This window comes from Pedococcus dokdonensis (assembly GCF_900104525.1).
Taxonomy (GTDB): Bacteria; Actinomycetota; Actinomycetes; order Actinomycetales; family Dermatophilaceae; genus Pedococcus; species Pedococcus dokdonensis.
Genome location: NZ_LT629711.1, coordinates 1,007,004 through 1,019,205, shown reverse-complemented (window position 1 = coordinate 1,019,205; position 12,202 = coordinate 1,007,004). Strand labels below are relative to the sequence as shown.

Genomic DNA, 12,202 nt, shown 5'->3' with positions numbered 1-12,202 from the left:
ACCTCCAACGAGGTTAACCCCGCGAGGTCACGAATCGTCTCGTGCTTTCGGCGGAGAACTCCTGGCCATGAGGCTGACCCGGTGGCCGGCCGGGCCGAGCTGTCCGACCTCGACGAACCCCCGCCCCCGGTGGAACGCCAGGGAGGGCTCGTTGGGCGGGTCGATGTTGACCTCGAGCACCAACCGTCCGCGCTCGACCGCGGCCTGCTCGATCTCGTCGTAGACCGCAGTCGCCAGTCCACGGCGCCGGAAGGCGTCGTCGATGACGATCCGGTCGAGGTAGAGGAAGTCATCCCCGAACCGCTCGGCGAACCAGCGGTAGTTCTCCGAGTCGTAGTCGGTGCCCGGCGCGAAGACCAGCACGAAGCCCGCGGTCTGTCCCTCGCACTCGATCACGTCGGCGCGCGTCGCCCGACCCCGCAGCACAGCGAGGCGATCGGCGTCCATCGGCGCGAGGAGCTCGACGTGGTCATGGTTGAGCTGCAGGACCGCGGGGACGTCGTCATCGGTCATCGGGCGCAGCACCCGGGCGGAGTCCATGCGCCGAGTCTGCCACCCATGACATCTGTCACTTCCGCGCAGGTGAGGGCCTGCATAGCGTCGGGCGTCACTGCGCACCGACCGGCCACCGCCGATGCCCCCGCGCAGTCACCTCACCAGCTATCCCACAGGAGCGTGCGTCCATGGCCATTTCCTCCCAGAGCAGGCGGACGGCGGTGCTGGCCGGAGCGGCCGTGCTGGCGCTCGCCACCACCGGTGTCGCAGGAGCGGGCGCGGCCAGCGCCCACGGCGGGCACAGCTCGCACGGAACCGACCGCCGACTCGCGCCGCGGACCCACTTCACCATGGCGGCCGACGGGTCGAGCGGGACCAAGGTCGGGGGAGAGGGCATCCCCAACATCGACTCGGTGAAGAAGACCATCTACGCCTACTACGGGGACCCCACCGGCAAGGGCCTGGCCAACCCCACCGACTCGCCCTACGTGCGCGAGATGAGCTCGATCATCGCCAAGGAGCGGCGCCAGCTGCCGCGGTTGCTCGCCGACGCCAAGCGGCACCACCAGAAGCCGGCCATCGTCTTCGACGCCGACGACACAACGCTCTGGACCTACCAGATGGAGGTCGGCGACATGAAGTTCGTGTTCACCCCGGCCGCCCAGGCGCCGTGGGTGAACGAGGAGCGCTTCCCGGCCGTGCCCGGGATGGTGGACTTCGTCAACGACGCGAAGGCCATGGGCTTCACCATCTTCGGGCTGACCGGCCGCAGTGACAGCCAGAAGGACCACACGGTCAGCAACCTCGCGAAGGTCGGCTACACCGCTTTCACGTCGGACCACTACTTCACCAAGTACAACTCCGGGACGACGCCGCCGGCCTACCTGACGTGTGTTGCGGCCCCCACCTGCACGACGGTCGAGTACAAGGCCGGCACCCGCAAGCACATCGAGCAGGACCTCGGCTACGACGTCGTCCTCAACGTGGGTGACCAGTTCTCCGACCTGCAGGGTGGCTACGCCGACCACAGCCTCAAGCTGCCCAACCCGACGTACTACCTCCCGTCGCCGAACCTGCCAGGCGTCAACGAGCCGTGGCTGTCTCCCCGCACGCACTTCACGATGAAGCCGGACGGGACCAGCGGGCTGACCGCCGGGGGAGAGGGCATCCCCAACATCGACTCGGTGAAGAAGACCATCTACACCTACTACGGGGACCCCACCGGCTCGGGAGTCGCCAACACGGCGGCGTCGCCGTACATCTCGGAGATGGCCAAGATCGAGCGCGCCCAGCGCGCGAGGCTGCTGCAGACCTGTGCCACCGAGGCGCGCCGGGGCAAGCACCCGGCCGTGGTCCTCGACGCGGACGACACGACCCTGTGGGGCTACGAGATGGAGGTCGGCGCGATGAAGTTCGTCTTCGACCCCGTGGTCCAGGACACCCAGTGGGTCCAGCCGCAGAAGTTCCTCGCCACGCCGGGGATGGTCTCGCTCGCGAACGACGCCTCGGCCGCTGGCTGCACCCTGGTCGGCCTGACCGGGCGCAACGACAACCAGAAGGCAGCCACCCTCGGCAACCTCGCCAAGGTCGGTTACACCGGCTTCACGTCCGCGAACTACTTCACCAAGTGGGTCAGCGGCACCACCCCGCCGGCGTACGTCACACCGGCCGACTGCGTGGCCTACCCGACCTGCACGACCATCGAGTACAAGTCGACGGTGCGCAAGCACGTGGAGCGCGACCTCGGGTATGACGTCGTGGCCAACTTCGGCGACCAGTACAGCGACCTCATCGGTGGTCACGCCGACCGGGTCGTCAAGCTGCCCAACCCGATGTACTACCTGCCCTGAGCCCACCCCCGGAGCGGCGCGGAGGGTCCACCTCCGCGCCGCTCCGGCGTGCTGCCCGCCGTTCCCGACGCGAGGATGCTGCCATGCCCACCACGACCGCACCCACCGGCCCGACCTTCATCCGCAGCGACTACGTCGTCCTCGGCGCCGGCGGCCTGGCGGTGCTGCTCGCCGGGGTGACCCGCTTCGCGGGCGGGGGAGAGGTGCTGCCCTTCCTGGCCTCAGCCGTCGCGGTGACCCTCCTGGCCTCGCTCGTGGGACGCTGCGTCGAGCAGCTCGGCGACCGGTTCGGACCTGGTGCGACGGGAGTCCTCCAGTCGGCGCTGGGCAACCTGCCCGAGCTGTTCATCGCGTTGTTCGCCCTGAAGGCCGGGCTGGTCGGGGTCGTCCAGGCCGCCCTGATCGGCTCGATCCTGGCCAACCTGCTGCTCGTCCTCGGGCTCGCCTTCCTCGTCGGAGGGCTCCGGCACGGCACCCAGAAGCTCAACTCCGAGCGCGCCCGCAGCATCATCGTGCTGATGGTGCTCTCGGTGGCGGCGATGGTGGTGCCGTCCCTCGCGCACTACGTGCACACGCCCGCCGCAGCCCACGAGAAGACCCTGTCGCTGATCGTGTCGGTCGTGCTGCTGGTGCTGTTCGCCCTCACCCTGCCCGCTTCGCTGCGCAAGGGGGCCGGAGCTTCGCGCCAGGCCGGCACCGGTGACTCGGCCGGGGGAGGAGAGGGGGCCGGCCACTCGGAGGCGCCGCGGTGGCCGGTGTGGCTCGCGGTCGGTCTGCTGGCCGTCGCAGCTGCAGCGGCGGCCTTCGTCTCGGACTGGTTCGTCGTCGCCCTCGAACCGGCCATGGACGCCCTCAACATCTCCGATGCCTTCGCCGGCCTGGTGATCGTGGCGATCGCCGGGAACGCGATCGAGAACGTCGTCGGCGTGCAGCTCGCCGCCCGGAACCAGTCGGAGTACGCCTTCTCCATCGTGATCAACTCACCGATCCAGATCGCCCTCGTGCTGGCACCACTGCTGGTCGTGCTGTCCGCGGTCTTCGGCTTCGCGACGCTGACGCTGGTCTTCGCGCCGATGCTCGTGGTGTCGGTCGTGATCGCCGTGATCCTCACGGCGTTCATCACCTTCGACGGTGAGTCCACCTGGATCGAGGGTGCTGCGTTGATCGCCGTGTATGCCTTGATCGCCACGTCGTTCTGGTGGGGCTGACCACCGAGCGCGCCGTCACGGGATGACCCGTCCACAGGCGACGCCGCGGTCGCCGCTCGTCCACAGGGCGCGGGCTCGGCGCTCGCGGTCGTGGGGGAGGGCCGGCAGCGTTGACCCATGGACGACGCAGGGGAGTGGACGAACGAGGTCAGGCTGGTCGGCCGGATGAGCGGCGACGCCGAGGAGCGAGAGCTGCCGAGCGGTGACCGGGTGGCGCAGCTGCGGGTGGTGGTCCCGCGCGACACCGGGACCGGCGCCGGACGCGTCGACACCATCGACGTGGCCTGCTGGTCGGCCCGCACTCGACGAAGCGCGCGCGGGCTCAAGGCCCAGGACACGGTCGAGGTGTCGGGGGCCCTGCGCCGCCGCTTCTTCCGCACCGGCACCGTGACGGTCAGTCGGTACGAGGTCGAGGCTCTGTCCCTGAAGCGGATTCGGCCCGGGTCAGGAACTCCCAGGTCAGCCCGTGCGCGAGCACGATGAGGCAGATCAGGGCGACGCGACACTGCCCGACATGCTCCCACCGCCGCCGCAGGTCGGCGATCGGAGCGGCTGTCGGGCAGGTGGGCGCGGTCGCTGGGCAGGCCGCGGGGGACGTGGCACGATCGAGCCGTGACGAGCAGCAACGCGGGGGCCCAGCAGCTGCGCGACCTCGCCGTGCTCCGGCGGGTGCGCGACCGGATCGACCGTGAGTACGCCCAGCCGCTCGACGTCGAGGCGCTGGCTCGGGGGGCGCACATGTCCGCGGGTCACCTGAGCCGCGAGTTCAAGAAGGCCTACGGCGAGTCGCCCTACGGCTACGTCATGACGCGTCGGATCGAGCGCGCGATGGCGTTGTTGCGCCGTGGCGACCTCAGCGTCACCGAGGTCTGCTTCGCGGTCGGGTGTTCGTCGCTGGGCACCTTCAGCACCCGGTTCACCGAGCTGGTGGGTATGCCGCCGAGCGCCTTCCGTCGTGCTTCCGCTCTGGCGACCGAGGGCACGTCGACGGAGGGCATCCCGTCGTGCGTGGCCAAGCAGGTCACCAGGCCGGTCAGGAATCGAGAAGCACCGGCCGGTTCGCCCCAGCTAGCGTGACCGGCATGGACATCACCATCCACTCGAGCTTCCTGCCGCACGACGACGCCGACGCCGCGCTGGCGTTCTATCGCGACGTCCTCAAGTTCGAGGTCCGTGGCGACGTGGGCTACGGCGACATGCGCTGGATCACGGTCGGCCCGGCGGGCCAGCCAGGCACGTCCGTCGTGCTGCACCCTCCGGGCGCCGACCCGGGCATCACCGACGCCGAGCGCCGGACCATCGCGGAGATGATGGCCAAGGGCACCTACGCCACGTTGGTGCTGGCGACGCCTGACGTCGACAAGACGTTCGACGAGCTGCAGGCCGGCGGCGCCGAAGTGATCCAGGAGCCGACCGACCAGCCCTACGGGATCCGGGACTGTGCGTTCCGGGATCCGGCCGGAAACCACCTGCGGTTCAACCAGGTCGGCTGAGCCTGTTCAACCAGGTTGGCTGAGCCTGTTCAACCAGGTCGACTGAGCCTCTTGCCGGTCGTCTCGGGTTCACCGTAGAACGCCGATAATCGACATTATGTCAACTCATAGAGTCTCAGCCCTCCCCTCCCACGTTGCACCGCCCCGTCCGGGACGGTGCAACGTCGTGTGAGGACGCTGCGAGGCGCCCTGCGCCAGCTGCCTTCACGGTGCGGGCTGCGGGTCGGTGGCGCCCTCTTGAATCTTGGCGACGTCGTCCGGGGCACATTGTTGTGACGAGGCCAAGCGCCAGCCGTTCGCGACCTTCTCGAACACGACCCGGGAACTCGCCAAGAATGACGGTGCACCGCCCCTTCCGGGGCCGTGCACCGTCGAGGGTGGCGCTAACTCGCCTTTTGTATGAGATAGCGCCGGGCTGGCGTGCGGGCTCGGATCAGGCGGCGGGCTCGAGGGCCAGCGCCTCGGCGACAGGCGCGGCGACGCGCCGCGTCCGTCGCGGTCGGCTGAACGCCAGCACCAGGACGACGGCCGCGGCGATCATGGCCGCAGCGACCCCGAAGCCACGGTCGGCACCCAGGACGAACAGGTCCTTGGCGTGGTCGGTCGCCGACGGACCGGAGGCAGCCCCCGGGCCAGCGGTGGCGAACACCGTCACCAGGACGGCCAGACCGACCGCTCCCCCGAGCTGCTGCGTCACGTTGACCAGGCCCGAGGCGACACCGGCCTCGTGCGGCTCGACCCGCACCATGCCGGCCGCGGTGAGTGGCACGAATGCCGTGCCGTTGCCGAGCGCGAAGACCACCATCGAGACGATCAGCTGGGAGTAGGTCGTGTCGACACCGAGCCGGGTGAGCGGGAGCAGCCCGATCCCCGACAGCACCATCCCGACCAGGATCACGGCCCGTCCACCGAACCGCGGGACGAACACCCGGGTGGCCAGCTGCGAGCTGATGAACACCGAGACCGGGAACGGCACGAAGGCCAGACCCGTGCGGACCGGCGACCAGCCCAGGACCAGCTGGAAGTACTGGCTGAGGAAGAAGAACGCCCCCATGCTCCCGGCCACCAGCAGCAACCGCGCGACGTAGGCGCTGACCCGCTCGCGATCGGCGAACAGGTGCAACGGGGTGATCGGGTGCTTGACAGCCCGCTCGACCGCGATGAACGCCGCCAGGAGGACGAGGGCGACGGCGAACGACGCCACCGCTCCCCCGCTCCCCCAGCCGTCCGCGGCAGCCCGGATGAAGCCGTATACCAGAGCGGTCATGCCGACGGTGGACAGCAGTGCGCCGGCCACGTCGATGCGGCCGTGGTGGCTGCGGCTGTTGGGTAGGGCAGCCCGTGACAATGCGAGGAGGACGAGCCCGATCGGGACGTTGACGAACATGACCCAGCGCCACGAGGCGTAGTTGGTCAGCAGGCCGCCCGCGATCAGGCCGATGGCCGCACCGCTGGCGGAGACGATGGTGTAGTAGCCGATCGCGCGGGTGCGGTCCTCGGCCTTGGGGTACAGACCCATCAGGATCGCAAGAGCGGACGGCGCCACGAGCGCGGCCCCCACACCCTGCGCCGCACGGGCGATGAACAGGTGCGCGCCGGCGTCGGCGAACCCGCCGAGCAGCGAGGCTGCCGTGAAGAGCACCATGCCGACGGCGAAGACGACCCGGCGTCCGAACAGGTCGCCGGCGCGCGCCCCGAGCAGGAGCAGTCCCCGAACGCGAGGGTGTACGCGTTGACGACCCAGGACAGGTTGGCCGGAGCAATGTGCAGCGCCTGCTGCATGTCCGGCAGGGCGATGTTCACGATGGCCGCGTCGAGCACGATCATCAGCTGCGTCGTGAGGACGACAGCGAGGGTGAGCCAGGTGCGGCCTGAGGTGGCGGCCGATCTTGCTGAGACGGATCGCGGTTGATCAGAGGTGGTGGAGCTCATGGATGGAGGTCCTTCCCGACTGGGCGAGCTATGATGGCTCTGAAGCGGAGGATCCCTCCGCGTCGTTGCGAAGGATGAAAGCGGAGGTCGACTCCGCTTCTGCGACTATACGGAGGAACCCTCCGGTTATGCAAGGTGGTGGTCCGGATGTCCCCTGACGAGGGCAAGCCGCTGCGTGCCGACGCCGCACGGAACAGGCAGCTGCTGCTCGAGGCCGCCACCACCGCCTTCGCCGAGAGTGGCGCCGAGACCTCGCTCGACGACATCGCCAAGGCTGCCGGCGTGGGCATCGGCACGCTCTACCGGCACTTCCCCACCCGCGAGGACCTCGTGCTGGCGGTCTACGGAGCGCAGATCGACGCCCTCGACGCGCGCTCCCGCGAGCTCGCCACCAGCGACGACCCGGGTGAGGCACTTCGCGAGTGGATGCGGGGCTTCGTCGACTTCTATGCCGTCAAGCAGGGCATGGTGACGTTGCTGCGCACGATGATGAACGGCAGCCGGGCCGGTCAGTTCGAGCAGACCCGCGCCACGATGCGCGGAGCGGCCGAGCGTGTGCTCAGCCCCGCGATCGAGGCCGGGGTGATCCGCAAGGACGTCGCGGCGCCCGAGCTGATCCGCGCGCTCGGCGGAATCTGCCTGACCAGCGACCCCAAGAACACCCCGACGGCCTCCACGCTGGCGCTCGTCGACCTGGTCTACGACGGCCTGCGTTTCGGCGCACCGCTCGCCACCGCCGCGCGCTGACCCGCCTCAGCCGAAGCCGACCTCGCTGGTCGGGACCGCACCCGCCGTGCGGCCCGGAGCTGACTGGTACTTCCAGTACAGGTTGGTGTGGGCGATGACGTCCGCGACCGGCGGCGCACCCCACGCGGTCTTGTCGCCCGCGGTGTGGGCGTCCTCGACCAGGGTCACGTCGTAGCCGCGGGTGAACGCGCCGTGGATGGTCGACCGGATGCAGGCGTCGGACTCGGCACCGGCGACCACGAGGTGTCCGACCCCTGCCGCGGCCAGCACCTCCTCCAAGTCGGTGTCCTCGAAGGCGTCGCCATGGCTCTTGTGCACCAACGGCTCCGCGGCGTCGCGCTCGAGCTCCGGCACGTACTGCCAGTCGTCGCTGCCCTGCTCGAGGTGGTCGTCGTGGTGCTGCACCCACACGACCGGCACCGCGGCGCCGCGGGCGCGGTCGACGAGCGAGGCGATGTTGGCGACCACCTCGTCGCGCTGGTGCGCGTCGCCGACCACACCCTTCTGCACGTCGATCACCAGCAGGGCGGTCTGCGGTCGGTTGTCGAGCGTGGTCATGACGCTCCCCTTTCGTCGGTGCCCCGAACGTATCCACGACCACCGACACTGCGGCGACCCGGCGCCGTGGATACGGTGGGCGCATGGCTGACACCCCGACATACCAGCTCAACGACGGCAGCACCCTGCCGTCGATCGGCTTCGGCACCTACCCGCTCAAGGGCGAGGACGGGATCGGTGCCATGGTCAGCGCCCTGCAGGCCGGCTACCGGCTGCTCGACTCGGCGGTGAACTACGAGAACGAGACCGAGGTCGGCGAGGCGGTCCGGCGCTCGGGACTCCCCCGTGACCAGGTGGCCGTGGCGACCAAGATCCCTGGCCGCCACCACGCGAAGGACGCTGCGCTGCAGTCACTTCGGGACTCCGCACAGAGCTTGGGAGTCGAGCGCATCGACCTCGCCCTGATCCACTGGCCGAACCCCAGCCAGGACCTCTACCCGCAGGCCTGGGCCGCCCTGGTCGACGCCCAGCGCGACGGCCTGGTGCGCACGATCGGCGTCAGCAACTTCACCGAGCAGCACCTGCGCCGCATCATCGACGAGTCCGGGGTGACGCCCGCGGTCAACCAGATCGAGCTGCACCCCTATTTCCCGCAGGCGGAGATGCGGGCGGTCAACGAGGAGCTGGGCATCCGCACGCAGGCCTGGAGCCCGATGGGCAAGCGGCAGGCTCCGTTCGACGAGCCGCCGGTCGCCGACGCGGCGCGGGCCCACGACGTCACCCCCGGTCAGGTGATCCTGCGCTGGCACGTCCAGCTCGGCTCGCTCCCCCTGCCCAAGTCCGCGACGCCAGAGCGCCAGCGCCAGAACCTCGACGTCTTCGGGTTCGAGCTCAGCGACGACGAGATGGCCGCGATCACCGCCCTGGGACGACCGGACGGGCGGCTCTTCGGCGGCGACCCCGACACCCACGAGGAGATGTAGCCCTCACTCGAAGGGGGTGGGATCTCCTGCCCCGACGCGGGTGACCTCGGGGACGCCGTCCGAGAAGTCGACCACGGTGGTGGGGTCGGTGCCGCACTCCCCCGCGTCGATCACCGCGTCGACCTGGTGGTCGAGCTCCTCCTTGACCAGCCAGCCCTCGGTCATCGGGGCGGTCTGGTCGGGCAGGATCAGCGTGCTCGACAGCACCGGTTCGCCGAGCTCGGCCAGCAGCGCCTGCACGACGCGGTTGTCAGGGATGCGCACCCCCACGGTCTTCTTCTTGGGGTGCAGCAGCCGACGAGGCACTTCCTTGGTCGCCGGGAGGATGAAGGTGTAGGGCCCGGGCGTCGCGGCCTTGACCGCGCGGAAGACCTTGTTGTCGATGTGCACGAGCTGGCCGAGCTGGGCGAAGTCGGCGCAGACGAGGGTGAAGTGGTGCTTGTCGTCGAGGTGTCGGATCCGCACGATCCGCTCCTTGCCCTCCTGGTTGCCGAGGGCGCACCCGAGCGCGTAGCCGGAGTCGGTCGGGTAGGCGATCAACCCGCCGTCACGGATCAGCTGGGCGGCCTGACCGATGGCCCTCGGCTGGGGGTCCACGGGGTGCACGTCGAGATAGCGGGCCATGCAGTGACTGTATGCCGCGTGGCCGCGCGTGGTCGCGCACGGTCACCACCCCGCACGACCGGCCGGGGAGGGCACACGGCATACCGGGGCCTCGGAGGGGGCGACTATGTTGTTCGGCGTGCGAGCACTCGTGAAGACCCAGGCCGGCCCCGGACTCGAGATGGTGGACGTGCCCGAACCCCAACCGGGTCCGAACGACGTGAAGATCCGCGTGCTCCGTGCCGGGCTCTGTGGCACCGACCTGCACCTGGAGCAGTGGGACGACTGGGCCGCCTCGACGGTCAAGGCACCGATGACGATCGGCCACGAGTTCTACGGCGAGGTCGTCGAGGTCGGGGAGGACGTGGACTCGGTCAGGGTGGGCCAGCGGGCGTCCGGCGAGGGGCACATCGTGTGCGGCACCTGCCGCAACTGTCGGGCCGGGCGGCGGCACATGTGCATCCACACCAAGGGGATCGGGGTGAACCGCGACGGCGCGTTCGCCGACTTCGTGGTGATCCCGGCCTCGAACGTCTGGGTGCAGCCCGACGACCTCGACCCCGACCTGGGCGCGGTCTTCGACCCGTTGGGCAACGCGACCCACACGGCGCTGTCGTTCCCGATGGCCGGTGAGGACGTGGTGATCACCGGAGCCGGACCGATCGGGGTCATGGCGGCCGCGCTGGCGCGCCACGTCGGGGCGCGCCACGTCGTCGTGACCGACGTCAGCGACTACCGGCTGGCGCTGGCCAGGGATGCCGGGGCCGACCTGGTCGTCAACGCCGCGACCTCGGACCTCGGCGAGGCGATGGCCCAGCTCGGGATGCGGGAAGGGTTCGACGTCGGCCTGGAGATGTCGGGCGTGCCCAGCGCCGTCGAGGACATGCTGGCGCACATGAACCACGGCGGCCGGGTCGCCATGCTGGGACTGCCCAAGGACCCGTTCCCCATCGACTGGGGCCGGGTGATCACCCACATGATCACGATCAAGGGGATCTACGGCCGCGAGATGTACGACACCTGGTACGCGATGAGCTCGATGCTCGGGAACTCCCCCGTGCTGCGCGACCGGATCGCGTCGGTCATCACCCACCGCCTCTCTGCCGACCAGTGGCAGGACGCCTTCGCCGCCGCCCGCTCCGGGCAGTGCGGCAAGGTCATCATGGATTGGAGCTGAGCGATGTACGGCACCGTCAAGGACGAGCTGGCCACCACCCTGCGCGAGATCGAGGAGGCCGGGCTCTACAAGCGCGAGCGGCAGCTGTCGTCTCCGCAGTCGTCCCACATCAGCACGGCCCGCGGCGACGGTGCGCGGGCCGAGGCGCTCAACTTCTGCGCGAACAACTACCTCGGCCTCGCCGACCACCCCGACGTCGAGGCGGCCGCGGCACAGGCCTTGACCGACTGGGGATTCGGCATGGCCAGCGTGCGCTTCATCTGCGGCACGCAGGTGCTCCACAAGCAGCTGGAGCAGGCCATCTCGGACTTCCTCCAGATGGAGGACACCATCCTCTACTCGTCCTGCTTCGACGCCAACGGCGGTGTCTTCGAGGTGCTCTTCGGGGCCGAGGACGCGATCATCTCCGACGAGCTCAACCACGCTTCGATCATCGACGGCATCCGGCTGTCGAAGGCCAAGCGGTTCCGCTACAAGAACGCCGACATGGACGACCTGCGCACCCAGCTCGAGGCCGCGGACGCCGCCGGGGCCCGGCGCAAGGTGGTCGTCACCGACGGGGTGTTCTCGATGGACGGCTACCTCGCGCCGCTCGACCGGATCTGCGACCTCGCCGACGAGTTCGGCGCGATGGTCCTGGTCGACGACAGCCATGCGGTCGGCTTCGTCGGCGAGGGCGGTCGCGGCACCCCCGAGCGTTTCGGCGTGATGGACCGGGTCGACATCGTCACCGGCACCCTGGGCAAGGCGCTCGGCGGTGCCTCGGGTGGCTACGTGAGCGCCCATCGGGAGATCGTCGACCTGCTGCGCCAGCGGTCGCGCCCCTACCTCTTCTCGAACGCCGTCGCCCCGAGCGTCGCGGCCGGCTCGCTCAAGGCGCTCGAGATCGCTGCGGGCTCCCAGGAGGCTCGGGCCCGGCTGCAGGCCAACTCGGTGCTCTTCCGCGAGCTGATGACCGAGGCCGGGTTCACCTTGCTGCCCGGTGAGCACGCCATCACCCCCGTCATGTTCCCCGGCGACGACGGTGCGCGCCTCGCTGCCGAGGTCGCGGACGCGATGCTCGAGCAGGGCGTCTACGTGATCGCCTTCTCCTACCCGGTGGTGCCGCAGGGGAAGGCACGGATCCGCGTGCAGCTCTCCGCTGGTCATTCCGAGGACGACGTCCGGGCCTGCGTGGCTGCGTTCGTCGCGGCTCGCGACAAGGTGGCCTGAGGGG

Annotated in this window: 13 protein-coding genes; 9 read left to right on the top strand and 4 right to left on the bottom strand. The window is 69.8% G+C overall.

What is annotated here, in order from left to right:
• Positions 1-27: 27 nt before the first annotated feature.
• Positions 28-540, bottom strand: coding sequence for a GNAT family N-acetyltransferase (locus BLQ34_RS04990; RefSeq protein ID WP_091782329.1), 513 nt, complete (start codon positions 538-540; stop codon positions 28-30).
• A 143-nt stretch (positions 541-683) separates the two neighbouring features.
• Between BLQ34_RS04990 and BLQ34_RS04985 the strand changes: the two genes are divergently transcribed.
• From BLQ34_RS04985 to BLQ34_RS04965, 5 genes are all read left to right on the top strand, one after another.
• Complete coding sequence (locus BLQ34_RS04985) at positions 684-2,345, top strand: HAD family acid phosphatase (protein WP_091782326.1); 1,662 nt, start codon at positions 684-686, stop codon at positions 2,343-2,345.
• Positions 2,346-2,428: 83 nt separating this feature from the next.
• Positions 2,429-3,553, top strand: a complete 1,125-nt coding sequence (cax, locus tag BLQ34_RS04980) for a calcium/proton exchanger (RefSeq protein WP_091782323.1) — start codon at positions 2,429-2,431, stop codon at positions 3,551-3,553.
• Positions 3,554-3,670: 117 nt separating this feature from the next.
• The gene (locus tag BLQ34_RS04975) at positions 3,671-4,036 is read left to right on the top strand and encodes a single-stranded DNA-binding protein (RefSeq protein ID WP_091782320.1); all 366 of its coding nucleotides are present in this window, start codon (positions 3,671-3,673) and stop codon (positions 4,034-4,036) included.
• A gap of 129 nt (positions 4,037-4,165) precedes the next feature.
• The gene (locus BLQ34_RS04970; RefSeq protein WP_091782317.1) at positions 4,166-4,630 is read left to right on the top strand and encodes a helix-turn-helix transcriptional regulator; all 465 of its coding nucleotides are present in this window, start codon (positions 4,166-4,168) and stop codon (positions 4,628-4,630) included.
• Between the two features lie 5 nt (positions 4,631-4,635).
• On the top strand, positions 4,636-5,046 hold the full coding sequence (locus tag BLQ34_RS04965; RefSeq protein ID WP_091789310.1) for a VOC family protein: 411 nt from the start codon (positions 4,636-4,638) through the stop codon (positions 5,044-5,046).
• Between the two features lie 433 nt (positions 5,047-5,479).
• On the opposite strand, the gene BLQ34_RS04960 is transcribed toward BLQ34_RS04965, so the two are convergent.
• Positions 5,480-6,691, bottom strand: coding sequence for an MFS transporter (locus BLQ34_RS04960; protein ID WP_231961447.1), 1,212 nt, complete (start codon positions 6,689-6,691; stop codon positions 5,480-5,482).
• 434 nt (positions 6,692-7,125) lie between these two features.
• Between BLQ34_RS04960 and BLQ34_RS04955 the strand changes: the two genes are divergently transcribed.
• Entirely contained in the window at positions 7,126-7,725 is a 600-nt protein-coding gene (locus BLQ34_RS04955; protein ID WP_157692903.1) for a TetR/AcrR family transcriptional regulator, read from the top strand.
• A 6-nt stretch (positions 7,726-7,731) separates the two neighbouring features.
• Here the strand turns inward: BLQ34_RS04955 and BLQ34_RS04950 are convergent, their stop codons facing one another.
• Positions 7,732-8,283 (bottom strand): isochorismatase family protein, encoded by a 552-nt coding sequence (locus tag BLQ34_RS04950; protein ID WP_091782307.1) that lies wholly within the window; start codon positions 8,281-8,283, stop codon positions 7,732-7,734.
• Positions 8,284-8,366: 83 nt separating this feature from the next.
• Here BLQ34_RS04950 and BLQ34_RS04945 point away from each other — a divergent pair, with 83 nt between their 5' ends.
• Positions 8,367-9,206, top strand: a complete 840-nt coding sequence (locus tag BLQ34_RS04945; RefSeq protein ID WP_091782304.1) for an aldo/keto reductase — start codon at positions 8,367-8,369, stop codon at positions 9,204-9,206.
• Between the two features lie 3 nt (positions 9,207-9,209).
• Here BLQ34_RS04945 and BLQ34_RS04940 read toward each other — a convergent pair whose 3' ends face one another.
• A complete protein-coding gene (locus BLQ34_RS04940) occupies positions 9,210-9,830 on the bottom strand; it encodes an L-threonylcarbamoyladenylate synthase (protein ID WP_091782301.1) in 621 nt (206 codons plus the stop codon).
• A 118-nt stretch (positions 9,831-9,948) separates the two neighbouring features.
• On the opposite strand from BLQ34_RS04940, the gene tdh reads away from it, so the two are divergent.
• The gene (gene tdh / locus BLQ34_RS04935) at positions 9,949-10,986 is read left to right on the top strand and encodes an L-threonine 3-dehydrogenase (RefSeq protein ID WP_091789307.1); all 1,038 of its coding nucleotides are present in this window, start codon (positions 9,949-9,951) and stop codon (positions 10,984-10,986) included.
• A 3-nt stretch (positions 10,987-10,989) separates the two neighbouring features.
• The gene (locus BLQ34_RS04930) at positions 10,990-12,198 is read left to right on the top strand and encodes a glycine C-acetyltransferase (protein ID WP_091782299.1); all 1,209 of its coding nucleotides are present in this window, start codon (positions 10,990-10,992) and stop codon (positions 12,196-12,198) included.
• The last annotated feature ends 4 nt before the right edge of the window (positions 12,199-12,202 follow it).

Excerpts from the sequence above, each read along its gene's own strand:
- BLQ34_RS04945 (WP_091782304.1), top strand. The coding sequence starts at position 8,367 with ATGGCTGACACCCCGACATACCAGCTCAACGACGGCAGCACCCTGCCG.
- BLQ34_RS04960 (WP_231961447.1), bottom strand. The coding sequence starts at position 6,691 with ATGGTGCTCTTCACGGCAGCCTCGCTGCTCGGCGGGTTCGCCGACGCC.
- BLQ34_RS04940 (WP_091782301.1), bottom strand. The coding sequence starts at position 9,830 with ATGGCCCGCTATCTCGACGTGCACCCCGTGGACCCCCAGCCGAGGGCC.
- BLQ34_RS04930 (WP_091782299.1), top strand. The coding sequence starts at position 10,990 with ATGTACGGCACCGTCAAGGACGAGCTGGCCACCACCCTGCGCGAGATC.
- BLQ34_RS04975 (WP_091782320.1), top strand. The coding sequence starts at position 3,671 with ATGGACGACGCAGGGGAGTGGACGAACGAGGTCAGGCTGGTCGGCCGG.
- cax (WP_091782323.1), top strand. The coding sequence starts at position 2,429 with ATGCCCACCACGACCGCACCCACCGGCCCGACCTTCATCCGCAGCGAC.
- BLQ34_RS04950 (WP_091782307.1), bottom strand. The coding sequence starts at position 8,283 with ATGACCACGCTCGACAACCGACCGCAGACCGCCCTGCTGGTGATCGAC.
- BLQ34_RS04985 (WP_091782326.1), top strand. The coding sequence starts at position 684 with ATGGCCATTTCCTCCCAGAGCAGGCGGACGGCGGTGCTGGCCGGAGCG.
- BLQ34_RS04990 (WP_091782329.1), bottom strand. The coding sequence starts at position 540 with ATGGACTCCGCCCGGGTGCTGCGCCCGATGACCGATGACGACGTCCCC.
- BLQ34_RS04955 (WP_157692903.1), top strand. The coding sequence starts at position 7,126 with ATGTCCCCTGACGAGGGCAAGCCGCTGCGTGCCGACGCCGCACGGAAC.
- BLQ34_RS04965 (WP_091789310.1), top strand. The coding sequence starts at position 4,636 with ATGGACATCACCATCCACTCGAGCTTCCTGCCGCACGACGACGCCGAC.